Source organism: Variovorax sp. 01T432, assembly GCF_056398605.1.
In genome coordinates this window covers 1-26,762 of sequence record NZ_JBFTPS010000074.1, presented here as the reverse complement: position 1 = coordinate 26,762, position 26,762 = coordinate 1, and the positions used below count along the sequence as shown (strand labels likewise).

Genomic DNA, 26,762 nt, shown 5'->3' with positions numbered 1-26,762 from the left:
ATGCGCGAGGCGATGTGCAGGAGGTAGGGCGTCTCGCCGCGCATCGCATCGGCCGAGCGCAGGCGGTCGAAGGCCTGGGCGGGGTCGATGAGGCCATCGCGGGCGAGGGCCGTGAGCAGGTCCATGTAGCGGGCATGGGCGGTGTTCATGGTACGGGCCTCCTGGGCGCCCATGCGCGAGGGCGGCAGGCTGTGGAGCTGCGCGAGGAACTGGGGCTCCAGCAGCGTGCCCGCGAGTGCGCGGGCCTGCTCGGTGTGCCCCTGTTCGAGCAGCCGCTGGAGCTGCGTGGCGGTCTCGCTCACCTGCTCGGCCGAGGCCGCATGGGCGGGCAGGGGGCCAGCTTCCACGGGCGGCAGCGCCTCCAGCAGCCTGTCGGGTTCCTCGCTGTAGGCCAGATGAAACTCCCTCACCTCGGCCTCGGCATTGAAGGCCGCCCTGGCGGCGGCATCCATGTCCATGTAGGCCTGCGTGAAGCGCGCATGGATGCGCTCCAGCTCGGTCGTGTACTCGTGGTTGATCTGCCGGTAGCGCTCGGCGTATTCGGCCGAGCCGAGGGAGCCCTCTTCCTGCTGCTGCTCGATGTGCTCCTGGTGTTCGTCGCGCTGCGCGCGCAGCTGCGCGATGGCCTCGGCGCAGGCCGGATGCTGTTCAAGGCTGGCCTGCCAGAACGGCCGCTGCGCCAGCGACTGCAGGAAGGCCTGTGGGTCGTCGCGCTCGGCCTGAAGCACGCGCTGCTTCGCCCGCTCCAGTTGCTCTGCACCGAGATCCGCGCAGCGCTCGTAGAGCATGTGGCTCACCTGCACCGGCAGCTCCAGCGCCTCGGCCAGCCTGAGTTCGTAGCCCAGCATGACTTCCACCTCGTCCACGCCACCGCGCCGCGCGAGCAGGTCTTCCAGCGCGATCTGGCGAACGAGGTCGAGCCGGAACTGCCCGCGCGCCAACTTGAGCAGTTCGTCGCGCTGGCCGGCGAGCGCGATGGCGCGCGAGGCCACCTCGATGTCGCTGAAGGTCAGGGCCACGCGGTCGCCGCAGGTGCCCAGGCCTTCCTGGGCGGCGGCGAAGCACTGCAGCCGCGCCGCCTCGTCGCGCGCCAGCGCATCGAGCACGGCGGCCACGCGCTGGCCGAGGGCCTGGCGCGAGGCCTCGCTGTTCATCCAGATCGGCGATCCAGCGCGGCACGGTCGCCAGTTGGTTGTCGCTCAGGTGCAAGTTCGACAAGCGAGAAAGCCTGCGGATGTCCGGCATCGCCGTCAGACGATTGGCTGCGAGATTGAGAATGCCGAGCCTCGGGCATGCGTCGACATCAGGCGGCGCGGTGAGGCGGTTTCTGGACAGATAGAGCGCCTTGAGCCGCTTGAACGCAACCAGGTCCGGCGGCACCGCCAGCTCGTTGTCGCTCACCGAAAGGGATTGAAGCTCGGTCAGCGCACTGAAGACCGGCAGATGTGTCAGTCCGCAGTCGTCGAGATTGAGTGTTTTCAATTGCGTGAGGGAGCCAAGACTCTCAGGTATCTCGCGCAAATGAACGGAGCCGAGATTCAGCTCCTGAAGCTCCGTCAGGCACTCCAGCCCGCGGAAGTCCCGCCGTGGATTGTCCGAAATCCACAGCCTCTGCAGGCCGGGAAAGGCGCCTTCGGCGAGGTCAATGGGCAGACGGGTCAGCTGGTTGCCCGACAGGTAAAGCGCGCGCACTGGCAGCCGGTCGAGCCCCGGGGGCGGACTCTGCATACGGTGGTACCCCAGATTCAAGGTTCCCGGCAGCTCGGCGTTCGCGTTTTCGAGATAGTCCACGATGGTTCTCACCGCCCGCGCCGCGCCGGGGTGCGCAGTCTCGCGCGCCCATTCCTCCAGCACATCGCGCAGGTCGGAATCGCTGGTTCGGATCACCGCCGCCATGGCGTGTTCGCCATTCGCGGCAGACGGTGGGCGCTCGGGTCTGGTGCCGGGCAGGCCATCCAGGACGGGATCCGAGGCCGCCGTGGGCCGAGAGAACTCGGCCGCGGGATTCGAGCGAATCCGCAATGGATCGGAGGACGGTCCGTCCGGCGCCGACGCGTGGCTGCCCACCGAGTTCAGGGCGTCTTGTCGAATCGGGAACATGTGGCTTCTCTGGGTTCCAGGCAACGGCGCGCGCGTCAAGAGCAATGGCACGGCGGAACTCGAAGCCTATGTGTCGCATGACACCTGGCCATGTGCCTGGCGCGAAGACATCGGCCCTCAGGCGAATCGCCCGGTGGACCACGGCACGCAATGTCCGCGGCGACGAGCACAGCCGCCGTGCATTCGGCACCGGCCAAGTCGGCCGCCTGCCCCCGGCCGCGCTACCAGCCCAGGCCGAGATGGAGCGGCAGGTAGATCGCCATGCCGGCGAGCATGGTTCCCAGCACGCCGCGCCGCCAGAAGAAGTAGGCGGCGCCGGCCACCGCGCCATACAGCCGCGCGTCGTGCCAGGTCGAGACCAGGTGGCCTTGGGTCATCACGATCTCGGGGACGATCACCGCGGCGAGCGCCGCTGCGGGGGCGTAGTGCAGCGCGCGGTGCGCCCACTCGGGCAGGCCCCAGGGCCGGTCGAGGATGAAGAAAAAGCAGCGCGTGAGGACGGTGACGCAGGCCAGGCCGACGATCACGGCAAGCGTCCAGATATCGGTGGTGCCGCTCACTTGTCGTCCTCCGCGTCGGGATCGAGCCCGAACTGCTTTTCCAGCCAGAAGCACAGGAGGACCGCCACGCCGATCCCGGCCACGATGTTGAGCTTGAGCGGCAGGGCGTAGGCCGCGACGGCCGTCGCGCCGGCGATCAGGGCGGCCAGAATGCGCAGCCGGGTCGTCGCCATCGAGCAGACGATGGCGACCAGGCTCAGCACGCCCGCAAAACCCAGGCCCCAGGACTGCGGGATCATGTTGGCGAGCGCGATACCCAGCAGGCTCATGCCCATCCAGGCACACCAGGTCACGAAGTAGTTGCCGGTGAGGTAGGCCTCCTGCCCGATCTCTTCGACGACGGTGGTGGGCGGCGCCCTGTACCGGCGGGTGAAGAGGGCATAGCTCATGTCCGCCGTGAGATAGCCATGGGTCATGCGACGCCAGCGCGGCATGTGCATGAGATAGGGCCGCAGGTGTAGGCTGAAGACCACGAAGCGCAGGTTGACACAAAAGCCCGTGGCCAGCACGACCCACGCCGGAGCGCCGGCGATCAGCAACGGAATGGCCGCCAGTTGCGAACTGCCCGCGTAGACCAGCAATGTCATCGCGATCGACTCGAACACGCTCATGCCCGACTTGAGCATCGCCACGCCGGTCATCAGGCCCCACGCGCCGATGCCGATGGCAACCGAACTCATGTCGCGAACCCCTTGCCGGAACTCCGGCTGCCGGCGAATCGAAGGCAGGAAGAACATCAGCCGAAGACCTGGCCCGGCTTCACGTCGAAGCCGCGCAGGAAATCGGCAACTGGCAAGCGCTTGCCGCCCGCACGCTGCAATTCGGTGAGGATGACAGTGGAATCCTTCGCGGCAACGGCGATGCCCGAGGGCGCGACCGTGAGGACCGTTCCGGGCGCCTCGCCGCTCGTCCCGGCATCCGCCCGAGCGGCCCAGATCTTGATGGTCTCGCCATCGAGGCTGCTGCTGGCGCCAGGGAAGGGATCGAAGGCTCGGATGCGACGCATGATCGAGACGGCGTCGTGTGCCCAGTCGACCTGCGCCTCGTTCTTTTCGACCTTGTGCGCGTAAGTGATGCCCTCGGCCGGTTGCGGCTCGGCATGCAGCGTGCCGGCCTCGGCCTGCTTCAACGCTTCAACGATCAGCCGCGCCCCGAGCGCGGCGAGGCGATCGTGCAGACGCGCGGTGCTGTCATCGCCGATGGGCAAGGCCTCGACAAGCAGCATGTCGCCGGTGTCGAGGCCCGCATCCATCTGCATGATGGTGACGCCGGTTTTCGCGTCGCCGGCCTCGATCGCGCGGTGGATCGGAGCAGCGCCGCGCCAACGCGGCAAGAGGCTTGCATGAATGTTGAGGCAGCCGAGCCGCGGCGCATCCAGCACCCATTGAGGCAGGATCAGGCCGTAGGCCGCGACCACCATCACGTCGGGCTTCGCTTCGGCGATGGCGGTGAGCGCGGCGACGGCCTCGTCCGGGTATTTGCCATCCAGGCGCAGACTGCGCGGCTGCATGACCGGCCAGGTTCGACCTGCAGCGAACTGCTTGACCGGCGAAGCCTGCAGCTTCATGCCTCGACCCGCGGGCCGATCGGGCTGCGTCAGCACCAGCACGACCTCGAACCCGGCTGCGGCTATCGCCTCCAGCGCGTGACGAGCAAACTCGGGCGTACCCGCAAACGCGACCCTCATGCGGCCATCACAGGGGATTGACCTCGAGCAGAAGGTCGTCGGCTGTGTGATAGCGCTGAACCAAGCCTGCAGGGTCCATGTAGATGAAAAGCATGCGAGGCGTGTTCAGCGCCTTGTAGCGCCAGCCCCAGACGACCCCGTCGAAGGAGGACACCTGGGTGATCTCGAAAGGACGGCCATAGGTACGTAGCACGTCGGCCTCGCGCCAGACGCCGGGGCGGATGGTGCTGTCGAACATGCGCTCGTCGAGTTCCTGCCGGATCGAGACCACATGCCCCGTCGCATCGAGGTCGACGTTGTCCACCTCGAAGCCGGCGGGCGCGCGTGAATACTGCAAACGCTCACCGCCCGCGGACAACGGATAGACCGACGTCGGTGCACCGAGCCGCTGCAGCGTTTCCGCGCGGGAGCTGCCGAGGGGAAGACGCGTGGGTTCGCTCGCGCAGCCGCCCAGCGTCAGAACGGCGACGACAAGCGCTGCCGGCCAGCCGCGGGCGAGCCCTGTCATTCACGCGCCTCTTTCTGCTCTTCGCGCTGCTGCTTGAGGAGCTTGCTCTTGATGCGGTTGCGTTTGAGCGGCGAAAGGTATTCGACGAACACCTTGCCGAGCAAGTGGTCGAGTTCGTGCTGGACGCAGACCGCCAGCAGGCCCTCGGCCTCGATGGTCTGCGACTCGCCCTCGGCGTCGAGAGCGTTCACACGCACGGCCGTGGAACGCTCGACACCGTCGTAGATGCCGGGCACCGACAGGCAGCCCTCTTCATTCATGACCTTTTCTTCGCTGGCCCATACGATCTCTGGGTTGATGAGCACCAGCGGCTGATTGCGTTCTTCGGAGATGTCGATCACCACCAGGCGCTCGTGCACGTCGACCTGGGTTGCGGCGAGCCCGATGCCGTTGGCGTCGTACATGGTTTCGAGCATGTCGACGACCAGCGTCTTGATGCGCGCGTCGACGCCCTGCACCGGTTTGGCCACCGTGTGCAGGCGCTTGTCGGGGTAGCTCAGAATGGTTCTTTTGGCCATGAAAACGAGGAAAAGTTGTCGCCATTTTCGCCATTTCCGCGACGGCGCGACGCCCTCAGACCGGATAAACGTTGCCCTATCAAGGGCATCAGCGCAAAATTCGTTGCAAATTGTGAGGATTCGTACGTCCCCCGGGGCGTAGTGCGTGCACACCATCAAACCATGAACAAACTCCGAATCGACAGAAGCCTGCGTCCGAACTTCGTCGCCACGCTAGCGGTGATGGCCATGGTGGGCAGCGCGACAGCGGCGTTCGCGCAGACTTATCCCGTCACGCCGCAGCAGCGCAGTACCGCGCAGCAGACGGCACAGGCCGGAATCCCGATCAGCGAACTCGCGCCGAATGCGCCCGACGAATACACCGTGAAGCCGGGCGACACGCTTTGGGCCATTTCTCGCCTCTATCTGCGCAGCCCTTGGCGCTGGCCGGAGTTGTGGGGAATGAACATGAGCGAGATCTCAAATCCGCACCGCATCTACCCCGGCCAGGTGCTTTATCTGGACAAGACCGGCGGACGCGCGCGCCTGAGCACGCGGCGCGGCACCGGCGCACCCGACGGCACGATCAAGCTCTCTCCGCGTACCMGCTACGAATCGCTGTCGGGCATGGCGCTGCCGACGCTCAATCCAAGCCTGATCGAGCCCTTCCTGGCCGAACCGATCGTCGTGGACGAGGGCACCCTGGTCACGGCGCCGCGGATCGTGGCCGGCAATGACAGCCGTGTGCTGCTTGCCCGCGGCGACCGGGCCTACGCGCGCGGCGAATTCAATTCGCCCCTGGTCGAAACGGCGGGTCCGATCAAGACCTTCCGCATCTTCCGCAATGCGACGCCGCTGACGGACCCCGGCACAGGCGAGATCCTCGGCTACGAAGCGCAGTATCTCGGCAAGGCCACATTGCAGCGTGGCGAATCGACCGCCAGCGAGATGGTCGATGGCAAGGAAGTCGTCAGCGTGGTTCCCGCGAGCATCGACATCATTGCCGCGCGCGAAGAAATGCGCGCGGGCGACCGGCTGCTTCCCGAACCACCCCGGCAGCTCCTGAGCTATGTGCCGCGTGCACCGGAGCAAACGGTCTCCGGCGGCCGCATCGTTTCCGTCTACGGCAACGCCGTGCAGTTCGCCGCGCAGAATCAGGTGGTCGCGATCAACAAGGGCACGCGCGACGGCATCGAAAGCGGCCACGTACTGGCAATTCTCAAGAACGGTGAAACCATCATCGACAAGACGGGGACCGGCAAGGAAACGCTCAAGCTGCCGAACGAACGCATCGGCCTGCTCATGGTGTTCCGCACCTTCGAGAAGGTTTCGTACGCCCTGGTGCTCGAAATCAACGATGCCCCGCGCGTCGGCGACTTGCTGATCAACCCCTGATCGCCCCCTTGTCCACGCGTGGAACGTGAAGAACTCGCGGGCTGGCAGCGGCTGGGCCTGACGCCGGGGGTCGGCAACGACACCGCGCGCAAACTGCTGGCTGCCTTCGGCATGCCGGCCGATGTGTTTGCCCAGTCACAGAGGGCGCTGCAGCAAGTCGTGACGCCGGCGCAGGCGAAGGCACTGGGACAGACGCCGGAAGGGCTCGCGCCGCTTCTCGACCGGACCGAAGAGTGGCTGCGAGGCGTGGAAGCCCATGGGGCCACGCGACGCATCGTGACCCTGGGCGACATCGGCTACCCCGCCGCGCTGCTCGAAATGGCCGATCCGCCGCTGATGCTCTATGTCTTCGGCGCGCCCGGATTCGATCTGGCTCAACTCGAGCGCAGCATCGCCATCGTCGGCAGTCGCAATCCGACACCGCAAGGCGCATCGAACGCCCGAGCCTTCTCGCGGGCGTTCGGCGAATCGGGAATCACGGTCGTTTCCGGTCTGGCGCTCGGTGTTGACGGCGCAGCCCACGAGGGCGCGCTCGACGCAGCTGCCGACGCGGGTCAGCTGGCGACGGTCGCGGTGGTAGGCACGGGGCTGGACCGCGTCTATCCTGCACGGCACCGCGAGCTGGCGCACCGGATCGCGGCACGGGGCCTGATCGTGAGCGAATACGCCCTCGGCACGCCGCCGCTCGCCCAGAACTTTCCTCGACGCAATCGCATCATCGCGGGGCTCGCCCGCGGCACATTGGTGGTGGAGGCCGCACTGAAATCGGGCTCACTGATCACCGCCCAACTGACGACGGAACAGGGCAAGGAGGTGTTCGCCATCCCCGGCTCGATCCATTCACCCCAGTCGCGCGGCTGCCACGCCCTCATCCGCCAAGGCGCAAAGCTGGTCGAAACAGTCACGGATGTTCTCGAAGAGCTTCGCCTGGAGCCGACCGCACCCCGCGCACGGCAAGGCGCCCCGGGCCCCGCCGCCGCGCCGAGAGAGCATGGCCTGCTGGGCTCGCTGGGTTTCGATCCGGTCAGCCTCGACACCTTGTGCGCCCGGACCGGCCTCAGTGCCGCGTTGCTGCAAACGCAACTGCTCGAACTGGAACTGCTGGGCAGCGTCGGGCGACTGCCGGGTGGACTTTTTCAGCGCATGGGCTCGGCCTGAGCAGCCCGGCGCCCGGCGCCCGGCGCGGTCGAGGGTTTCAAGTAAACGCTGCGGGCCTTGCGCGTCGAGTGGGCTATATTGAGCCCATGTTCGAAGTGCTCGTGTTTGTCTACGAAAACTACTGGCGCAGCGACGCGTGCCCCGAACCCGAGCAGCTGGGCCGAAAGCTCAGTGCGCAAGGTTTCGACGCCGAAGAAATCCGCGACGCATTGCGCTGGCTCGACGGCTTGAGCCTCGCTACCCAAGGCATGCAGCTGACCCGACATGGCGACGGCGCGAGTGCCACGATCACGCTTCGCGAACCCGGCGATGCCGCGCTCACCCAGTCACCAGGCTCAATGCGAGTCTATTCGGCCGCGGAGCAGGAGCATCTGGGTGCCGAATGCCTGGGATTCGTCAGTTTTCTTGAATCGGCGGGCGTCCTGCCCGCGGGCATGCGCGAGATCGTGCTCGATCGCGCGATGGCAACCCCCGGCGAGCCGCTCGCACTCGACGAACTCAAGATCATCGTGCTGATGGTGCACTGGAGCACCGGGATCGAGCCCGACGCGCTGATGCTCGACGAACTCTGCGACGACACGATTCACCGCATCGCGCACTGAGCCAGCGCGACCTCGGGTCACTTCAGTTCAGCAAGCGCTCAGGGTTTGCGTCCAGTTTGGCCAGCGCCTCGCGCGTTGCACGGACCGTGAGCGTTTCTTCTTCGGCTGGCACCAACAAGCCCGCCTGCAGGTAGGACGCGAGCCGGCCGACCTGGATCAGGAAGCTGCGCCCATCGCTCGACGCGAACAGATGCAGTTGCTTGCGATCGCTGCGCCAGACGAACTGAACCTGGGTCACACGGTCGTTGTGGTCGAGCATGAACCAGGTTCCGACCTGCAGTTCGTGAGCCCATGCGAGCATGTCTTCGCTGACCTTGGTGCCGGTGTCCGGCACGACCTCGATCGAGGCCGCGTCGACGCCCAGCAACAGTTCGATGCTGGCGGCGTCCAGCGGAAGATCGGTCGTGCCCTCATCGGTCACGAAATCCTCGAGATTGGCAAGACGCTTCGCCATCGCCTCGATCTTGGCCGGCGGGATGGCTTCCGTCTTCGAAAGGAAGGCGTCCGACAGCGTCGCGCCGATGGTCTTGATGTGCGCCTCCTGCGGGTCGCCAACGATCCCCAGCAGTGTCATGCCCTGGCGCAGGCGTTGCAGCAACTGGGGCAGATCCTGGATGACACGCGTGCGGTCGTTGCGATTGGGCTTGGCACTGGCGGCCCACACGAGGTCGGAGGCGGCTCGCTTGAGCGTGACCGTCTGCTCGTCCTGCCCGCCATAGCGCAGCGCGGCGATGGCCAGCACCTCGGCCCAGACCTTGAACAGGAACTCCCGGATCTCCTCGCGTACAGGCATGTCGTTGAGCATCTTGCGCAACTCGATGGTGTACTGGATCGCCATCGTTTCCTTCTGCTCGACCTGCTGCGCGACGCTCATCACCCGTTGGGTGGTGTCGCTCTGCGTCAGGTACTTGTTCAGGAAGACGACGAACTCGTCAAATACCAGCTTGAAGACACGCTGGCCAGTCTCCGGATACTGCTCGATCACCTGCACGACACGCCGGATCTCGCCTTCGAGCGCGCTGCCCGAAATGGCCGCCGCATCGAAGCCCATCACGCAGGACCCCATGCGGTCGATCAACATGCGCGCCGGATGCTGCAAGGTTCCAAAGAACTCCGGTTCGGCGATCGCCACGCGCAGCACCGGCATCTGAAGGCGCGCGAACCAGACGCGCGCCGAGAAGGGGATGCGCTCTTCCGCGAGGATGGCCTGAAACATCAGCGCCACGATCTCGACCGTAGCCTTGTCGGCGGTGGTGGGAGCCTTGCGCTTGAGCTCGGTCGTGCGCCGGCGCAGTTCGGCCGCCGTCTGCTGGATGGCCGTCGCTTCGTCGCCGACCACGTATTGCGATGCCATGACCTGATAGGCAGCCTCAGCCTCGGCGATCGCCGCCGTGAAGGCCTGCGCACCGGCGCCGCCTCCCGGCCCACCCGCCATGGCCACCACGCCCGGAACGCGCTGCTGCGAAAGGTCGCCGCCGATGCGCGCGCTGACGAAGCGCTTGAGATTCAGCAGCACGCCCTGCGCGCGCTGACGAGCCATGACCAGAGGCGAGCCGCCTGTCGCGACCATCGTGTCTCCACCCGCGCGCGGCCCAGCCCCGCCGGCGCGGCCCATGCCGATCCCGATGGACGCGGGCGCAAAGCTTCCGGCAGGTGCACCGAAGCCGCCGCCTCCATGCGTCAATTGGTGGCTGTGGGCCTGGACCGGCATGCCCCCCGTCGCACCGCCGGCGCGAGAACCCGCGAAGCTGCCGCCGAGCGGCGCGGGCCCGGAACTGGCCCCGCCGGTGCGCCTGACAAGGCTCTTGAGATCGATCTCCGGCATCACGCCCTTGTCGATCAGGAACGCGTTGGCATCCTTGTAGGCCTTCACGACCGTGTCGACCATGTGGTGCTGGACCTGGTCCTGCACCTTGGTCCAGAGCGCGCGGCTCAAGCCGGCGGCCAGCCACTGATCGACCAGAAGCTTCGCGAAGGCTTCGGGTTTGAGTATGTCCCTCGCCCCGAACTCGCTCGTGCCCTCGAGAAACTGGATACGCAGGCGAAGGTCGTTGAGCTCGAAACCGGCCTTGTCCTGGATCACCTGGGCCAGACGCGAGGACAGGATATTGGTTTCGACAACCTCGTCGCCGATCAATTCGAGGCTGGACGACGAATGGGGCGACGCCCCGTCAGACGCGCTGCTGGCCAGCGCCTTGCGCCATGCAGCCTTCGACAGGGACACCCAGCTCGACCCATGGGCCTGGAATGCCAGGAAGCCATCCCGGTTCTCCTGCATCTCGCGCGCGTTGCCAGTCTGGCTGGCGAGCGTCATGAGTCGCTCCTGAACTCCGCGAGCCACCGGCTCGATGACGACCTCGGTGGCAATGACGAAGCGTTCACGCGTCTCGCGTGCGAGCTGCAGGGAAGAGGCGTGGGACCGGGTGGTCATTGAGGGGTTGAACGGCAATTAGGACGATTTCGACAAGCTCAAGCTTGCATTGGCAAGCGTAACCGCACAAGTGCTGACAATGCTAACCAATCCGAACATCGAGCGGGCGCTCACACCGTGGCGCCAGCGTTCGGATCGTCCGGATCGCCATCGCGCTTGATCGGCCCTTTGATCAGATCCTCGCGTTTGACACCAAGCCACATCGCGATGGCCGCCGCCACAAAGGCCGACGAATAGATGCCGAACAGGATGCCGATAGTCAGCGCCAGCGCAAAGTAGTGCAGTGTCGGGCCGCCGAAGAAGAACATCGACAGCACGACCAATTGGGTCGAGCCGTGCGTGATGATGGTGCGGCTGATGGTGGAGGTGATCGCGTTGTCGATGACTTCCCGGGTGCTCAGCTTGCGGTAGCGGCGGAAGTTCTCGCGGACCCGGTCGAAGATGACCACCGATTCGTTGACCGAATAGCCCAGGACTGCGAGCACGGCCGCCAGCACCGCCAGCGAGAACTCCCACTGGAAGAAGGCGAAGAAGCCCAGGATGATCACGACGTCGTGCAGATTGGCCAGCACAGTGGCCAGCGCGAACTTCCATTCAAACCGGAAGGCCAGGTAGATCATGATGCCGACCACCACCATGCCGAGCGCCTTGAGACCATTGGTGGTGAGCTCTTCGCCGACCTGCGGGCCGACGAATTCATTGCCCCGCAGCGTCGCGGAGGGGTCCGCGGCCTTGAGCGCCGCCATGACCTGTTCACTCTGCTGAGCCGAAGTCTGGCCCTTCAGCGCCGGCAAGCGGATCTGCACGTCGCGCGAGGTGCCGAAGTTCTGCACCTGAACGTCAGGGTAGCCGAGCTTTCCTACCGCATCGCGCACCTTGCCCACGTCCACCGACTGCTGGTAGGCGACCTCCATGACCGTGCCGCCAGTGAATTCGACCGACAGGTGCAGCCCACGGTGAATCAGGAAGAAGACTGCCAGCGCGAATGTTACGAACGAAACAGCGTTCAGCACCAGTGCGTGGCGCATGAACGGGATGGTCCTGTGGATCCGGAAGAACTCCATTTTTCTGTTCCCTTACTTGGCGTTCGCCACGGCGTCGGTTTTCGGCTTCCAGACGGTGCCGATCGATACCGTCCTGAGCTTCTTCTTGCTGCCGTACCAGAAGTTCACCAGCCCGCGCGAGAAGAACACAGCGGAAAACATCGACGTGACGATGCCGATGCAGTGCACCACAGCGAAGCCGCGCACCGGCCCGGACCCGAAAGCCAGCAGCGCGATGCCCGCAATCAGCGTGGTCACGTTCGAGTCGAGAATCGTGCCCCATGCGCGATCGTAGCCCGCATGGATCGCCGCCTGCGGCGAGGCACCGCCGCGCAACTCCTCGCGTACCCGCTCGTTGATCAGCACGTTGGAGTCGATCGCCACGCCGATGGCGAGGGCCATGGCCGCAATGCCGGGCAGCGTGAGCGTGGCCTGAAGCATCGAAAGAATCGCGACCAGGAGCATCAGGTTGACCGCGAGCGCGATCGACGAGAACACGCCGAAGAGCGCGTAGTAGGCGCACATGAAGATCATGATGGCGATGAAGCCGTACATCACGCTCTTGAAGCCCTTCTCGATGTTGTCGGCACCGAGCGTCGGGCCGATCGTGCGCTCCTGGATGATCTCCATCGGCGCGGCGAGCGAGCCGGCACGCAGCAGCAGCGCGAGATCATTCGCTTCGACAACACTCATGGAACCCGAGATCTGGAACCGATTGCCCAGCTCGCCGTTGATCGACGGGGCTGTCAGCACTTCGCCCTTGCCTTTCTCGAAGATCAGCATCGCCATGCGCTTGCGGAAATTCTCGCGACTCACGTCGCGCATGATCCGGCCTCCCTTGGCGTCCATGGTCAGGTCGACCTTGGGCTGCTGGGTCTGCGAATCGAAGCCCGGTTGCGCATCGGTGAGGTTCTCGCCGGTCACCAGCACCTGCTTCTTGACTATGACGGTGCGCCCCTGGCGATCGAGAAATTTCTCCGAGCCGAAAGGCACCGGCCCTGTGCCGAGTTCAGCCGCGCGGCCCTCGGTGCTTTCGTCGACCAGACGCATCTCGAGCGTGGCCGTGCGGCCCAGGATGTCCTTGGCCTTCGCCGTGTCCTGCACACCGGGCAACTGCACCACGATGCGATCCAGGCCTTGCTGCTGGATCACGGGCTCGGCCACGCCGAGTTCGTTGATGCGGTTGTGGAGCGTGGTGATGTTCTGCTTCAGCGCGGCATCCTGCAGCCGGCGCGCCGCCTCGGGCTTGATGGAAGCCGTCAGCTTCCAGTCGCTGCCTTCCTGGCTGTCGACCGTCGTGAGGTCGGGCAACTGGTCCTGAATGAGGCGCTTGGCCTCCTCCAGACTGGCAGCGTCGCGAAAGCGTGCCTCGACGGTCTGGCCGTTTCGGCTGACCGCACTGCCACGGATGCCCTTGTCGCGCAGGCCTGTGCGCAGGTCGCTTGCAAAGGATTCGGCCCTCTTGTCGATGGCGCCCTTCATGTCGACCTGCAGCAGGAAGTCGACGCCCCCGCGGAGGTCGAGGCCCAGGTACATCGGGAAAGCGTGCAGGGCGGTGAGCCAGGACGGCGAACGCGAGAGCAGGTTGAGCGCCACAACGTAAGACGGCTCGTTCGGATCCGGCACCAGCGCGCGCTGCACGACGTCGCGCGCCTTGAGCTGATCGTCGGTGCTGGTGAAGCGGGCGCGCACCGAGGTGGCGTCGAGCGTCATCAGGTCAGGTGCGAGGCCGGCGGCCTTCAAGGCCTCCGCAACGCGAGCCTGGGTCCCTGCGTCGACCTTGACGGTCGACTTCGCCGACGACACCTGCACCGCGGGTGCCTCGCCGAAGAAATTGGGCAGGGCATAGACGAGCCCCACGAGCAGCACGATCACGATGATCGCGTACTTCCATACCGGGTAACGGTTCATCGATTCAACCTTCGAGGACGCGCGGTGTGCAGCACCCGCGCTTTCACCTTATTTAATTGCGCCCTTGGGCAGCACCTGGACAACGGCGCTGCGCTGGATCTGCACCTCGACACCCTTGGCGATCTCGATGGTCAGGTACTGCTCGCCGAGTTGCGTGATCTTGCCGAGCACGCCGCCGGAGGTCGCGACCTCGTCGCCCTTGGCCAGCGCCTCGATCATCGCGCGCGCTTCCTTCTGGCGCTTCATCTGCGGACGGATCATCACGAAATAGAGCACCACGAACATCAACACGAGCGGCAGCATGCTGCCGAGCGACGACAACATGTCGCTGCCTCCGGCAGCAGCGGGTGCGGTCTGGGCGTAAGCGGAGGAAATGAACAAGGGAGTCTCCAACAGAGGGAAGAAGTACGGTCAACGAGAGGATCGCGGCCTACGAGAAAGCCGCGCAGCGCGGGGCTTTGCCGCGCACAGCACCGGGCATTGTATTCGGCGGCATGAAGCCCCGCGCGGGCTAACCCGGCGGGGCCGTTGGGGCTTTCAGGACGCTCCGTGACGCGGCGCGGCCCCGGGGTGCGGCGGGTCCAGGCGGGACAGTGTCAGGCCGCCACGCGCGTTGGCTCGGGGTTGCGCCACTTGCCCATCAGGTCGGCCCAGCGCACGCGCGCGGCGGCCAGGTTGCGATCCTTGACGTGGCCATAGCCGCGGATCTGCTCCGGCAGGCTCGCGATCTCGAGAGCCATCCCGTGGTTGTCGGCGCTCAGGCCGGTGAGCACTTCCTCGATGCTCGCGCGGTACTCGCCGACCAGGGCGCGTTCCGTCTTTCGTTCCTCCGTGCGGCCGAAGATGTCCAGCGGCGTGCCGCGCAGGCCCTTGAGCTTCGCGAGCAGCCTGAACCCGATCAGCATCGAAGGTCCGAATTTCTGCTTCTGCAGTTCGCCCTTGGCGTTCTTCTTCGCGATGAGGGGCGGCGCGAGGTGGTAGTTGAGCTTGAAATCCTTGCCCATCTGACCTTCGAACATGCCTTCGACGCGGTCGAGGAAGCTCCGATCGGTGTGCAAGCGTGCGACTTCGTATTCGTCCTTGTACGCCATCAGCTTGAAGAGGTAACGCGCGACGGTTTCGGCAAGGCGGGTCTTGCCCAGGGTCGACTCAGCCCGCTGCACCTTCATGACGAAGGCCTTGTACTCGTCGGCGTAAGACGCGTTTTGATAGGCGGTCAAGAACTCCACCCGGCGGGCGACCAAGCCCTCCACCGTCTCGCGCTTCTTGAACTCGATGATCTGCCCGGGTTGGACGCGCTTGTGCAGTTCCTCGGGCCGTTGCGCGGCTTGGCGGCCCCATTCGAAGGCCGCCTTGTTGTTGTCCACGGCCACCGCATTGAGTTCGATTGCGCGCATCAAAGACGCATGCGCAAGCGGGATCCAGCCCTTCTGCCACGCATAGCCCATGATCATCGGGTTGACATAGATCGTGTCGCCCATCAGCGCGGTCGCGGCCGCGTCGGCGTCGAAGGCGCCCACGCCGCCGATGCCTACCGCGCGCGTGATCTCGGCGGCGCACGCCTCCTGCGGGTTCTGCCAGTTCGCGTTGCGCACGAAAGCCGCAGTCGGTGAGCTGTGGCTGTTGAGCGCGACGTGCGTGCGCCCTTCGCGCATGCGCGCCATCGTTTCCACGTTGACGCTCACCAGCGGGTCGCAGGCCAGAATCAGGTCGGCCGCGGCCGTGCCCACGCGCGTGGTCCGGATGTCGTCCTGCCGGTCGCCGATCAACACGTGACTCCAGGTGGCTCCGCCCTTCTGCGCCAGCCCCGCCGCGTCCTGCGTGACGATGCCCTTGCCTTCGATGTGTGCCGCCATCCCCAGCAGCTGGCCAATGGTAATGACACCGGTTCCGCCGACGCCCGCCACCACAATGCCCCAGACGTTGCCGCCCGCAAGCGAGGGCAAGGCCGGCTCCGGCAGCGCGCCGAGATCGGCCGGCATTGATGCCTTGTTCTTCGACTTCTTTTTGAGCTGGCTGCCCTCGACCGTGACGAAGCTCGGGCAGAAGCCCTTCAGGCAACTCATGTCCTTGTTGCAGGTGCTCTGGTTGATGGTTCGCTTGCGGCCGAACTCGGTCTCGACCGGTTCGACCGACAGACAGTTGCTCTGCACGCTGCAGTCGCCGCAGCCTTCGCAGACCAGTTCGTTGATGACCACCCGCTTGGCCGGATCGACGGCCGTGCCCCGCTTGCGTCGACGGCGCTTCTCCGTCGCGCAGGTCTGGTCATAGATGATGGCGGTGGTGCCCTTGATTTCCCGGAACTCGCGCTGGATTTCGTCCAGGTCGTCGCGGTGGCGCACCTTCACATGGTCGCCGGGCACATTCACGCCCTCGTACTTCTCGGGCTCGTCAGTCACGACCACGACCTTCTTTGCGCCTTCGGCATGCAGGCTTTCCGCGATCTGCAACACGGAATGCCCCTCGGGCCGCTCCCCCACCTGCTGGCCGCCAGTCATGGCGACGGCATCGTTGTAGAGGATCTTGTAAGTGATGTTGACCCCAGCCGCGATGCTCTGCCGGATGGCGAGCAGGCCACTGTGGAAGTAGGTGCCGTCACCGAGGTTCGCGAAGATGTGCTGGTCGGTCGTGAATGGTTGTTGGCCCACCCACGGCACACCCTCGCCGCCCATCTGCGTGAAACCGATGGTGGAGCGGTCCATCCAGGTCGCCATGAAATGGCAACCGATGCCCCCCATGGCGCGCGATCCCTCGGGCACGACGGTGCTCGTGTTGTGCGGGCAGCCCGAGCAGAACCACGGCTGGCGCACCGCATCGGATACGCCGCTCGCGGGCGGCAGGGCCATGGCGCGCTCCTTCGCTTCGATGATGGCGAGCTGCGCGTCGATTCGCGCGGCCATGTCGGCGCCGGCGGCCGCCAGCAGGCCCGTCTTCTTCAGTCGTTGCGCGATGGCCTTGGCGATAAGCGAAGGGTTCAGGTCGGCATTCGCGCGCAGCAGCGTGTGCGCGGTCGGGTTGGGCATCGACCATTCCCCGCCGGAATAGCCGTCGGCACTCGCGCCTTCGCCCTCGTCGAACTTGCCGACCACATTGGGCCGCACGTCGGCGCGCCAGTTGTAGAGCTCTTCCTTGAGCTGGTATTCAATGACTTGGCGCTTCTCCTCGACCACCAGGATTTCCTGCAGGCCGGTCGCGAATTCGCGCGTGAGCTGCGCTTCAAGCGGCCACACGACGGCGACCTTGTGCAGGCGGATGCCGAGCCGGCGGCAGGCCGCATCGTCCAGGCCCAGGTCGATCAAGGCCTGGCGCGTGTCGTTGTAGGCCTTGCCGCTGGCCATGATGCCGAAGCGGTCGTTCGGTCCTTCGATCACGTTGTGGTTGAGCCGGTTGGCGCGAATGTAGGCCAACGCGGCATACCACTTGTAGTGCATGAGGCGGGCCTCCTGCTCCAGGGCGTGGTCGGGCCAGCGGATGTGCAAGCCGCCGGGCGGCATCTGGAAATCAGTGGGCATCACAATCTCGACGCGGTCGGGGTCGATCATCGCGGTGGAACTCGACTCGACGATTTCCTGGATGGTCTTCATGCCCGACCAGATGCCGGCAAAGCGACTCATCGCGAAGGCATGGATGCCGAGGTCGAGGATCTCCTGCACGTTCGCCGGGAAGAACACCGGCGTGCCGCAGGCCTTGAAGATGTGGTCGCTCTGGTGCGCCGCGGTGGAACTCTTGGAGATATGGTCGTCACCGGCCACCGCGATCACGCCGCCCCATGCGGTGGTGCCGGCCATGTTGGCATGCTTGAAGACGTCGGAGCAGCGGTCCACGCCCGGGCCCTTGCCGTACCAGATGCCGAAAACGCCGTCGAACTTGTTGGTCCCCGCCGGCGAGAAGCCGAGTTGCTGCGTGCCCCAGAGTGCCGTTGCGGCAAGTTCTTCGTTCACGCCGGGCTGGAAGACGATGTTCTGTTCCTTCAGGAACTTGCTCGCCTTCCAGAGCGCCTGGTCGTAGCCGCCGAGCGGCGAGCCGCGGTACCCGCTGATGAAGCCCGCCGTGTTCTTGCCCTGCTGCTGGTCGCGCAGCCGCTGCAGCATCGGCAGCTTGACCAGCGCCTGCACGCCGCTCATGAAGGCCCGGCCGTAGTCGAGCGAATATTTGTCGTCGAGCGTGACCGTTTCGAGGGCCTTGCGAATGTGCTCGGGCAGAGGTGCGTTCATTGGGTCTGTCTCCAGTGGCTATGCCTTGTGGGCGTGGCTTGCAAGGCATCCGGGTCGGATACCCCTCAGCCATCATCACGCAAAGTGTATGCCTGCGGCCTCGACAGGTGTTTGCGTTCTTTGCCTCATTAAGCCGCCATTTTGGAAGGATCTTGCTTAAGATTGACCATCATGGAAAGCATTGACAAGTTTGACCTCGCCATCCTGCAAGAACTGCAAGCCGACGGACGGCTGACGAACGCCGAGCTTGCGCAGCGCGTGGGTCTCTCGGCAGCGCCCTGCTGGCGTCGCGTGCGGGCGTTGGAGGAGGCGGGCTTCATCAAGGGCTATCACGCCGAGATCGACCGCCGCAAGATTGGGCTCGGCGTGCTCGCATTCGTGCGCGTCGACACCGAACGCACCACCGGCGACGTCACGCGCAAGCTCGAGGACGCGGTCCGCAAGTTGCCGGAGGTGATCGCCTGCCACTACATCAGCGGCACCGGCACCTTCGAACTGCAGGTCGTCGCGCAGGACCTCGACAGTTTCTCGCGCTTCGCGTTGCAGCACCTGCTCAACCTGCCGAACGTGAAGGACCTGCATACCAGCTTCTCCCTCGGCGAGGTCAAGGCCAGCCATGCCCTCCCCCTGGGGCACCTGGCGAAGAAGGCCGCGACCTAGAATCGCCGGACCCCCGCCAGTACAGAAGAACTTCGAAATGAACTCATTCCGCCGCGCCCTCTCCCTTTCCCTCGCGCTCCTCGCCGCATCGCTTTCGATGGGCGCCCAGGCGCAGAACCGCGAACTGACGGTGGCTTCCAGCGCCACCTACGCGCCCTTCGCCTTCGAGAACAAGGACAAGCAGATCGTCGGGTTCGACATCGACATCATCAACGCCATCGCGAAGAACCAGGGCTTCAAGGTCAAGGTCGTCAACACGCCCTGGAGCGGAATCTTCGCGGCGCTCAACAACGGCGATGTCGATCTGATCATCTCCGGCGTCACCATCAATGACAAGCGCAAGCAGAGCTACGATTTCTCGCCGTCCTACTTCGCGGCCAGGCAGCTGATCGCTGTCCCCAAGAGCAGCGGCGTGAGTTCTTTGAAGGACCTCGCAGGCAAGAAGATCGCGGTGGTCAATGCCTCGACCGCCGACGACGTGGTCTCGCGCGAGTTCGGCAAGACCAACCCGAACCTGCGCCGCTTCGAAAGCACGCCACTGATCATTTCCGAACTCGCCGGCGGCGGCGTCGATGCCGCCGTGGGGGACAACGGCGTGATCGCATACCGCGTGGCGCAGAACCCCGAGCTGAAGACGATCGACGACCCCTCCTTTCCCGAAGAGGCTTTCGGCATCGTCGTGAAGAAGGGCGACAGGGCGCTGCAGGACAAGCTCGCGGCGGGGCTCGCCGCGATCCGCGCGGACGGCAGTTACTTGACCATCTACAGGAAGTGGTTCAACAAGGACCCGAAGTGATGTTGGCCCTGCGGGCGGCCTAGTGCCCCATGCAAACGAACGGCCGCTGCGCGGCCGTTTCTCGTTGATGACATAGGAGAAAGGGTTCGATGGAACCGATCGTCTGGTTTGGCTGGTTTCGGCTCGACATTCTGCTCGAATACAAGAGCCTGTTCATCGAAGGCGCATGGATGACGCTTCGCATGACGGTGCTGTGCGTGCTGCTCGGTGCCAGCTGGGGGCTGTGCCTCGCGCTCGCGCGGCTGGCCCAGGCAAGGCATGCACCGTGGTCGTGGATGGCGCGCGTCTTTCTGCGCTGGCCGTCGACGGTCTATGTGAGCTTCTTTCGCGGAACGCCGCTGTTCGTGCAGATCCTGCTGATCCACTTCGCGGTGATGCCGCTGTTCATCCATCCGACCACCGGCCTCATCGTGACGGGAGAACTCGCCCGCACGCTGAAACAGGAGCATGGCGCCCTGATATCGGGCATCGTCGCGCTCACGCTGAATTCGGCCGCCTACATCTCCGAGGTCTTTCGCGCCGGCATCCAGTCAATCGCGCGCGGGCAGGTCGATGCGGGCCGCTCGCTGGGATTCACCCAGGCGCAGGCGATGCGCTATGTGGTGCTTCCGCAGGCCTTCCGCCGCATGCTGCCGCCGCTCGGCAACAACGCGATCGCGCTGCTCAAGGACACCTCGCTGGTATCCGCGATCGGCCTGGCCGAGCTGGCCTATGCGGCGCGCACCGTGGCCGGCGCCTACGGGCGCTACTGGGAGCCCTACCTGGCCATCTCGCTGATCTACTGGCTCATGACGCTCGCGCTCACCACCATGCTGCGCCGCCTCGAATATCGGCTGGCGCGCAGCGACCGCGGCTGAGCCCCTCACGCGCGGCATGCCACCGATCTCGCCCGAGGAAACACCCGTCGCTCCCGCGCGCGCCCAGCCCGCGCGCATCGGGCCGCTCGAACCGCTCAAGCTGCCCGTGTTCCGGATGCTGTGGAGCACCTGGCTGATCGCCAACATCTGCATGTGGATGAACGACGTGGCGGCGGCGTGGATGATGACCTCGCTGACCACCTCGCCGATCTGGGTCGCACTCGTGCAATCGGCATCCACGCTGCCGGTGTTCCTGCTCGGGCTGCCCAGCGGGGCGCTGGCGGACATCCTGGACCGGCGGCGCTGGCTCGTCGCCACGCAGTTCTGGCTCGCGGGCGCGGCCGTGGTGCTGTGCGCCGCCGTGGTGCTCGACCTGATGACGGCGCCGCTGCTGCTGGCCCTGACCTTTGCGAACGGCATCGGCCTGGCGCTGCGCTGGCCGGTGTTCTCCGCCATCGTTCCAGAGCTGGTGCCGCGCACGCACCTGCCGGCTGCGCTGGGCCTCAACGGCATTGCGATGAATGCCTCGCGCATCGTCGGGCCGCTGCTGGCCGGGACGCTGATCGCGAGCGCCGGCAGCGTGTGGGTGTTCGGGCTCAACGCGGTGCTGTGCGTGGCCTCGGGCTTCGTGGTGCTGCGCTGGCGGCGCGAACACACGCCTCATCCGCTCGGCCGCGAAAAGCTCATCAGCGCGATGCGCGTGGGCGTGCAGTTCGTGCGCCAGTCGCGGCGCATGCGCGCCGTGCTCACGCGCATCTCGATCTTCTTCCTGCATTCGACCGCCGTGCTCGCCTTGCTGCCGCTGCTGGCGCGCAACCTTCGCGGCGGCGGCGCCGGCACCTTCACGCTGCTGCTGGCCGCGATGGGCTCGGGCGCCATCCTGGCGGTGCTCTTCCTGCCGCGGCTGCGCCAGGCGATGACGCGCGACCAGCTCGTGATCCGCGGCACCCTGCTGCAGTCCGCCGCGACCGCGGTCATGGCGGTCGCCCCGAATGCCTGGGTCGCCGTGCCGGCGATGTTCCTCTGCGGCATGGCCTGGATCACGGTCGCGAATTCGCTGTCGGTATCGGCCCAGCTCGCGTTGCCCGATTGGGTGCGCGCACGCGGCATGTCGATGTACCAGATGGCCATCATGGGCGCGAGCGCCTTCGGTGCCGCACTGTGGGGCCAGGTGGCGCAACTCAGTTCGCTCTACATCAGCCTCGGCATTGCCGCAGCCAGCGGCACTGCCTTCATGGTGGTGGCGCTGCGCTACGTCACCGACGGCGTGGCCGAGGAAGACGACACCAGCCCCGCGCACCAGGGCTGGGCCGCCGGCCCGCCCAAGAGCGGGCCCGGCGAGGAAGGCCGGGTGGTGATCACCATCGAATACATGATCGACCCGGCGCGCGCCGCCGCCTTCCAGATCGTGATGCAGCAGACGCGCCGCGCGCGCCTGAGCCAGGGCGCGATCGGCTGGGAGCTGCTGCACGACATTGCCGAGCCTGGCCGCTATCTTGAACAGATCGTCGACGAGTCCTGGACGGAGCACCTGCGCCGTTTCCACCGCGCCACCGCGGCCGACATCGCCCTGCGCGAGCGGCGCCTCGCCTTCCATCAGGGGGAGGCGATGCCGGCGGTGACGCGCTACGTGGTTCTGCGCTGAGGACGCCGAGCCGCCGGCGTCTCAGGGCCGAGGCAGGTACATCGTCGCTTCCACCTCGATCAGCACCTCGTCGCCCGGAAGGAAGCGCGACACCTCGACCACCGTGCTGACCGGCGGCTCGCCCGGGTAGAACAGCCCGCGCACCCGGTTGTAGGGCGCGTAGTCGGGCAGGCGGCGAAAGTACTGGACCAGCTTGACCACATCGTCCATCGTGCCGCCATGTTCGGCCGCGATCTGGCGAATGCGTTCCAGCACGAACCAGCTCTGCGCCACGATGGCCGCCTCGAAGACGTCCACCGACATCTGGCCCGTGGCGTAGCCGAGCGCCCGGAGCGCGGCGCGCGCCGTCTCGGGGATATCCTCATAGCTCGAGACGGCGCGTCGCGTCGAGGGGTCGACGGCCACCACGCCGCTCATGAAGACGAAATCGCCGACCCGCTTGGCGGCCGCGTAGTTGGCCATCGGCTTGCCCATGCTCATGCCGTCTTCCCCGTGCGCGGCAGGGCCCGCAGCCAATCGAGTCCGGCGGATGTGCCGTTGGCCACCGCGCCGCGCCGCGGCCGATATTCGCAGCCCACCCATCCTTCCCATCCGCATTGGGCGGACACCTCGTCGATCACATCGAAGAGATAGGGATGGTGCAGCTCGCCGATATTCGGCTCGTGCCGCTCGGGCACGCCCGCGATCTGGAAGTGTCCGACGCGGCCGGTGGGCAGGTATTTCCGGATCTTCATCGCCACGTCGCCCTCGACGATCTGGCAGTGGTACAGGTCCATCTGCACCTTGAGGTTGGGCGCGCCGATGCCTTCGATGATTTCGTGGGCGTGGTCCTGCCGGTTGAGAAAGAAACGCGGGATGTCGCGCGTGTTGATCGGCTCGATCAGGATGTCGCGCCCCGCCTTCGCCGCCTCGGCCGCTGCCCAGCGCAGGTTCTCGATGTACACGCCCTGAACGTCCTCGCGCTGCATGCCTTGCGGCACCAGACCGGCCATGAGGTGAATGCGTGGACAGTCGAGCGCGTCGGCGTAGTCGAGGGCTTGCAGCACGCCTTCGCGAAACTCGGCCTCGCGGCCCGGCAGGCAGGCTTGTCCGCGATCGTTGCCTTCCCAGTCGCCGGGCGGTCCGTTGAAGAGCACCTGCTGCAGGCCGTTGGCCAACAGGCGGGCCGCAAGCTCGCGCTTGTCGTACGCGTAGGGGAACAAGTACTCGACCGCACGGAAGCCGTCTGTCGCGGCGGCCTCGAAACGGTCGAGGAAATCGAGCTCCTGATAGAGCATGGAAAGATTGGCAGCGAATCGGGGCATGACAGTTTCACCAGCGGGCGCCGAAGCTTCGGCGCAGTTCATCGATCTGAGACGGGCTCAGGGATTGGGGTCGAGTGGCAGGGCCGCTCAGCGTCCAGAGCTTCGCGGTCTCTTCCAGTTCCTCCAGCACGGCCATGGCCGCGGCGGGCGTGTCGTGCCAGACATTGGGACCGAGGCGTTCGAGCATGACGGCACGAATCGGCGAGCTCTGCTCGCCATAGCGGTCGATGGCCCGCCCTACCGCCTCGGCGGCTTCCGGCGCGCCCGGTCGGTGGTAGGGAATCACCGGCACACGCCCCACCTTCATCACGAAATACGGCGTGAGTGCCGGCAGGAGTTCGTCGCCCGGCGCATTCAGCGTGAGCGCCACGCAATGCGTGCTGTGGGTGTGTATGACGCAGCGCGTTCCGGCGTCGAAGCGCCCGGCCGCCGCGTAGATGCGCGCGTGCAGCGCGATGGTCTTGCTGGCCCGCTCGCCGCTGGTCTGCCGCAGCTCGGCGTCCAGCCGCGCGAGTTGCGCGGGATCGAGGAAGCCCAGGCAGGCGTCGGTCGGCGTGATGAGGAAGCCATCGTCCAGCCGCACGCTGATGTTGCCCGCAGTGGCATGCGCATAGCCGCGCTCGAAGAGGCTGCGGCCGACGCGGCAGATCTCCTCTCGCGCCTGGCTTTCCTTCATGACAGGCCGCCCGGCCGCCCGAAGGGCCCGGGGCGCCCCCTCGTGGGACAGCGAACTACATGGGCGTGGAGGCGCTTCATCCGAGCACTGTAAAGGCTTTGGTGAAGAAATCGTCGGTGCCGAAATTACCCGACTTGAGCGCGATGTGCAGTCCCGCACCGTCGGCGACGTCGCCATGCGCATGGCACCAGGGCACGCCGGGGTCGATCTGCGCGCCGATCTGCAGCTGCGCGATGCCGAGCGCCTGCACGCAGGCACCGGAAGTTTCTCCGCCCGCGACCACCAGCTGCCGCACGCCCCGTTCGACCAGGCCACGCGCGATGCTGGCGATGGCACGCTCCACCATCGCGCCCGCTTCCTCGATGCCGAGTCGGCCCTGGACCGATTTCACCGCCTCGGGATCGGCCGTCGAATACACCAGCACCGGGCCGTCGGCCAGCCGCGGCGCGGCCCAGTCGAGGGCCTGCGCGGCCACATCGACGCCGGACGCGAGCCGCAGCGGATCGATTGCCAGCGCCGGCAGGCCCGCTGCGATGAAGTGCGCCACCTGCCGGTTGGTGGCGAGCGAGCAGCTTCCCGAGACCACCGCCCGCCAGCCGTCTGCGGCCGGCAGCGCGCTGGCCGAGGATGAAGGCGCGATGCCGAAGTTGGCCGGCAATCCGATCGCCACGCCCGAGCCGGCCGTCACCAGCGGCATGTCCGCCAACGCCGGACCGAGGCGCAGCAGGTCGTCGTTGGAAACCGCATCGACGATCGCGATGCCCACGTCCTCGCCGCGAAGCTGTGCGATGCGCTCCCGGATCGCGGCCTCGCCCCGCGCCACGGTGGCGTAGTCGATCAGCCCGACCTTGCGCCGCGTCTGCGCCTGCAGCACGCGCACGAGGTTGGCGTCGGTCATCGGCGTCAGCGGATGGTTCTGCATGCCGCTCTCGTTGAGCAGCACATCGCCCGCGAAGAGGTAACCCTTGAACACGGTGCGCTTGTTGTCGGGGAATGCCGGGGTGGCGATGGTGAAGTCCGTGCGTAGCGCATCCATCAGCGCATCGGCCACCGGGCCGATGTTGCCCCTGGCCGTGCTGTCGAAGGTCGAGCAGTACTTGAAGTAGATCTGCCGCGCGCCCTGCGCCTGCAGCCAGTGCAGGGCGGCCAGCGACTGCCCCACCGCCTCGGCCGGCGCGATGGTGCGCGACTTCAGCGCCACCACCACGGCATCTACCTCGGCGCCTAGGGGCGACGCAGGCACGCCGATGGTCTGCACCACGCGCATGCCGGCGCGCACCAGGTTGTTGGCGAGATCGGTCGCGCCGGTGAAGTCGTCGGCGATGCAGCCGAGCATGATGGTCATGGCTTTGCCGGCGAAGTGTTGGCGGGCGGCAGCTCGATGCCCGGAAAGATCTTGATCACCGCGCTGTCGTCTTCCTTCGCGAAGCCCGCCGTGGATGCCTGCATGAACATCTGGTGCGCGGTGGATGCGAGCGGCAGCGGGAACTTGCTCGCGCGCGCCGTGTCGAGTACCAGCCCCAGGTCCTTCACGAAGATATCGACCGCCGACAGCGGCGTGTAGTCGCCCGCCAGCACGTGGGCCATGCGGTTCTCGAACATCCAGCTGTTGCCGGCGCTGTGCGTGATGACCTCGTACAACGCCTCGGCCGGCACGCCTTCGCGCAGGCCGAGCGCCATCGCCTCGGCGGCCGCGGCGATGTGCACGCCGGCGAGCAGCTGGTTGATGATCTTCACCTTGCTGCCCGCTCCGGCGCGATCGCCCAGCCGGTAGACCTTGCCGGCCATCGCTTCCAGCACGCCATCCGCCGCCGCATAGGCTTCAGGCCGTGCCGAGCTCATCATCGTCATCTGCCCGCTGGCGGCCTTCGCCGCGCCACCGGAAATCGGTGCGTCGATGTAGAGGATACCGGCGACATTGAGCCGCTCTTCGAGCGCCATCGACCAGTTCGGATCCACGGTCGAGCACATCACGAACACGCTGCCTGGCTTCATCGCCGCGGCCGCGCCGTCCGCGCCGAAGAGCACCTCTTCGGTCTGCTGGGCGTTGACCACGACGGAGATGACCACCTCGCAGGCAGCCGCAACCTGCGCGGGGCTGGCCCAGGCGACCCCGCCCCTTTCAGCGAAGGCGAGGGCCGCGCCGGGTCGCACGTCGCACACGTTCACGGTGTAGCCCTTGTCGCGCAAGGTGGCGGCGATACCCGCGCCCATGGCGCCCAGACCGATGAGACCTGCATTTTTCATGGCGTTTCCCGATTGATATGGTCATCATACAAATCGCGGAAGCCGGGCCTCTCAAGGAATTCCCTCGGCGTCTGTGCCTCCGTGCTTCAGCGCGCCAGTGCGTGCCGCGCCGCGCGCGCGATGCTCTGCGCGTCGACGCCAAAGAACTGTCGCAGGGCGGCGCGCGTGTCGCTGCGGCCAAAGCCGTCGGTGCCGAGCGTGAGGTAGCGGCGGCCTTCGGGGAGGAAGGCGCGCACGCTCTCGGGCACTGCGCGCACGTAGTCGGTCGCGGCGATCACCGGGCCGCTGCCCAGGCCCAGCTGCCGCGCGATGAAGGGCGTTTCCGGCGCCGCATCGCCTGCCAGCGCGCGCTCCTCGCAGGCATGGCCGTCGCGCGCGAGCTCGCTCCAGCTCGTGACGCTGAACACCTCGGCGTCGATGCCCTCCTGCGACAGCAGCTGCGCCGCCTTGACGACTTCGGTCAGGATCGCG

24 protein-coding genes are annotated in these 26,762 nt (G+C 66.3%); 7 read left to right on the top strand and 17 right to left on the bottom strand.

Annotation, left to right across the window (positions count from 1 at the left end):
• The 6 genes from AC1DNF_RS32460 to def all read right to left on the bottom strand — a co-directional run.
• Window positions 1–1,154, bottom strand: a 1,154-nt coding sequence (locus AC1DNF_RS32460) for an NEL-type E3 ubiquitin ligase domain-containing protein (protein ID WP_478152776.1), incomplete at its 3' end; no start/stop codon positions are given.
• A gap of 1,167 nt (window positions 1,155–2,321) precedes the next feature.
• The gene (locus tag AC1DNF_RS32455) at window positions 2,322–2,660 is read right to left on the bottom strand and encodes an AzlD domain-containing protein (RefSeq protein WP_478152775.1); all 339 of its coding nucleotides are present in this window, start codon (window positions 2,658–2,660) and stop codon (window positions 2,322–2,324) included.
• Entirely contained in the window at window positions 2,657–3,397 is a 741-nt protein-coding gene (locus AC1DNF_RS32450) for an AzlC family ABC transporter permease (RefSeq protein ID WP_478152774.1), read from the bottom strand. The genes AC1DNF_RS32455 and AC1DNF_RS32450 overlap by 4 nt, the downstream gene beginning before the upstream one ends.
• Window positions 3,397–4,347 carry a methionyl-tRNA formyltransferase gene (gene fmt / locus AC1DNF_RS32445; RefSeq protein WP_478152773.1) on the bottom strand — a complete coding sequence of 317 codons (951 nt, stop codon included), beginning with the start codon at window positions 4,345–4,347 and terminating at the stop codon, window positions 3,397–3,399. Before fmt ends, AC1DNF_RS32450 begins: the two co-directional genes overlap by 1 nt.
• Window positions 4,348–4,354: 7 nt before the next feature.
• On the bottom strand, window positions 4,355–4,855 hold the full coding sequence (locus tag AC1DNF_RS32440) for a hypothetical protein (protein WP_478152772.1): 501 nt from the start codon (window positions 4,853–4,855) through the stop codon (window positions 4,355–4,357).
• Window positions 4,852–5,373, bottom strand: coding sequence for a peptide deformylase (def, locus tag AC1DNF_RS32435; RefSeq protein ID WP_478152771.1), 522 nt, complete (start codon window positions 5,371–5,373; stop codon window positions 4,852–4,854). The genes AC1DNF_RS32440 and def overlap by 4 nt, the downstream gene beginning before the upstream one ends.
• 162 nt (window positions 5,374–5,535) lie before the next feature.
• On the opposite strand from def, the gene AC1DNF_RS32430 reads away from it, so the two are divergent.
• From AC1DNF_RS32430 to AC1DNF_RS32420, 3 genes are all read left to right on the top strand, one after another.
• Window positions 5,536–6,747, top strand: a complete 1,212-nt coding sequence (locus tag AC1DNF_RS32430; protein ID WP_478152777.1) for a LysM peptidoglycan-binding domain-containing protein — start codon at window positions 5,536–5,538, stop codon at window positions 6,745–6,747.
• 18 nt (window positions 6,748–6,765) lie between these two features.
• Entirely contained in the window at window positions 6,766–7,905 is a 1,140-nt protein-coding gene (dprA, locus tag AC1DNF_RS32425) for a DNA-processing protein DprA (protein ID WP_478152770.1), read from the top strand.
• A gap of 86 nt (window positions 7,906–7,991) precedes the next feature.
• Window positions 7,992–8,507 (top strand): Smg family protein, encoded by a 516-nt coding sequence (locus AC1DNF_RS32420; RefSeq protein WP_478152769.1) that lies wholly within the window; start codon window positions 7,992–7,994, stop codon window positions 8,505–8,507.
• Between the two features lie 22 nt (window positions 8,508–8,529).
• Here AC1DNF_RS32420 and AC1DNF_RS32415 read toward each other — a convergent pair whose 3' ends face one another.
• The 5 genes from AC1DNF_RS32415 to AC1DNF_RS32395 all read right to left on the bottom strand — a co-directional run bounded on the left by AC1DNF_RS32415 (window position 8,530) and on the right by AC1DNF_RS32395 (window position 18,106).
• Window positions 8,530–10,938 (bottom strand): DUF1631 family protein, encoded by a 2,409-nt coding sequence (locus AC1DNF_RS32415; RefSeq protein ID WP_478152768.1) that lies wholly within the window; start codon window positions 10,936–10,938, stop codon window positions 8,530–8,532.
• Between the two features lie 110 nt (window positions 10,939–11,048).
• Window positions 11,049–12,002: a protein translocase subunit SecF gene (gene secF, locus AC1DNF_RS32410; RefSeq protein ID WP_478152767.1), complete on the bottom strand. Its 954-nt coding sequence runs from the start codon at window positions 12,000–12,002 to the stop codon at window positions 11,049–11,051.
• Between the two features lie 12 nt (window positions 12,003–12,014).
• On the bottom strand, window positions 12,015–13,892 hold the full coding sequence (gene secD / locus AC1DNF_RS32405) for a protein translocase subunit SecD (RefSeq protein ID WP_478152766.1): 1,878 nt from the start codon (window positions 13,890–13,892) through the stop codon (window positions 12,015–12,017).
• A gap of 48 nt (window positions 13,893–13,940) precedes the next feature.
• Window positions 13,941–14,273, bottom strand: a complete 333-nt coding sequence (yajC, locus tag AC1DNF_RS32400; RefSeq protein ID WP_478152765.1) for a preprotein translocase subunit YajC — start codon at window positions 14,271–14,273, stop codon at window positions 13,941–13,943.
• 215 nt (window positions 14,274–14,488) lie between these two features.
• On the bottom strand, window positions 14,489–18,106 hold the full coding sequence (locus tag AC1DNF_RS32395; protein ID WP_478152764.1) for an indolepyruvate ferredoxin oxidoreductase family protein: 3,618 nt from the start codon (window positions 18,104–18,106) through the stop codon (window positions 14,489–14,491).
• Between the two features lie 171 nt (window positions 18,107–18,277).
• Here AC1DNF_RS32395 and AC1DNF_RS32390 point away from each other — a divergent pair, with 171 nt between their 5' ends.
• The 4 genes from AC1DNF_RS32390 (at window position 18,278) to AC1DNF_RS32375 (ending at window position 22,064) form a co-directional block, all read left to right on the top strand.
• Window positions 18,278–18,766, top strand: coding sequence for an Lrp/AsnC family transcriptional regulator (locus AC1DNF_RS32390; RefSeq protein WP_478152763.1), 489 nt, complete (start codon window positions 18,278–18,280; stop codon window positions 18,764–18,766).
• Between the two features lie 37 nt (window positions 18,767–18,803).
• A complete protein-coding gene (locus tag AC1DNF_RS32385) occupies window positions 18,804–19,562 on the top strand; it encodes a basic amino acid ABC transporter substrate-binding protein (protein ID WP_478152762.1) in 759 nt (252 codons plus the stop codon).
• Between the two features lie 89 nt (window positions 19,563–19,651).
• Window positions 19,652–20,419: an amino acid ABC transporter permease gene (locus tag AC1DNF_RS32380; protein WP_478152761.1), complete on the top strand. Its 768-nt coding sequence runs from the start codon at window positions 19,652–19,654 to the stop codon at window positions 20,417–20,419.
• A 16-nt stretch (window positions 20,420–20,435) separates the two neighbouring features.
• The gene (locus AC1DNF_RS32375) at window positions 20,436–22,064 is read left to right on the top strand and encodes an MFS transporter (RefSeq protein ID WP_478152760.1); all 1,629 of its coding nucleotides are present in this window, start codon (window positions 20,436–20,438) and stop codon (window positions 22,062–22,064) included.
• Window positions 22,065–22,085: 21 nt separating this feature from the next.
• Here the strand turns inward: AC1DNF_RS32375 and AC1DNF_RS32370 are convergent, their stop codons facing one another.
• From AC1DNF_RS32370 to AC1DNF_RS32345, 6 genes are all read right to left on the bottom strand, one after another.
• Window positions 22,086–22,544 carry a RidA family protein gene (locus tag AC1DNF_RS32370; protein WP_478152759.1) on the bottom strand — a complete coding sequence of 153 codons (459 nt, stop codon included), beginning with the start codon at window positions 22,542–22,544 and terminating at the stop codon, window positions 22,086–22,088.
• Complete coding sequence (gene otnI, locus AC1DNF_RS32365) at window positions 22,541–23,368, bottom strand: 2-oxo-tetronate isomerase (RefSeq protein ID WP_478152758.1); 828 nt, start codon at window positions 23,366–23,368, stop codon at window positions 22,541–22,543. The genes AC1DNF_RS32370 and otnI overlap by 4 nt, the downstream gene beginning before the upstream one ends.
• A 7-nt stretch (window positions 23,369–23,375) precedes the next feature.
• Window positions 23,376–24,044 carry a class II aldolase/adducin family protein gene (locus tag AC1DNF_RS32360; RefSeq protein ID WP_478152757.1) on the bottom strand — a complete coding sequence of 223 codons (669 nt, stop codon included), beginning with the start codon at window positions 24,042–24,044 and terminating at the stop codon, window positions 23,376–23,378.
• A gap of 76 nt (window positions 24,045–24,120) precedes the next feature.
• On the bottom strand, window positions 24,121–25,389 hold the full coding sequence (otnK, locus tag AC1DNF_RS32355; protein ID WP_478152756.1) for a 3-oxo-tetronate kinase: 1,269 nt from the start codon (window positions 25,387–25,389) through the stop codon (window positions 24,121–24,123).
• Window positions 25,386–26,291, bottom strand: coding sequence for an L-threonate dehydrogenase (ltnD, locus tag AC1DNF_RS32350; RefSeq protein ID WP_478152755.1), 906 nt, complete (start codon window positions 26,289–26,291; stop codon window positions 25,386–25,388). Before ltnD ends, otnK begins: the two co-directional genes overlap by 4 nt.
• A gap of 86 nt (window positions 26,292–26,377) precedes the next feature.
• Window positions 26,378–26,762, bottom strand: a 385-nt coding sequence (locus AC1DNF_RS32345) for a transketolase-like TK C-terminal-containing protein (protein WP_478152754.1), incomplete at its 5' end; no start/stop codon positions are given.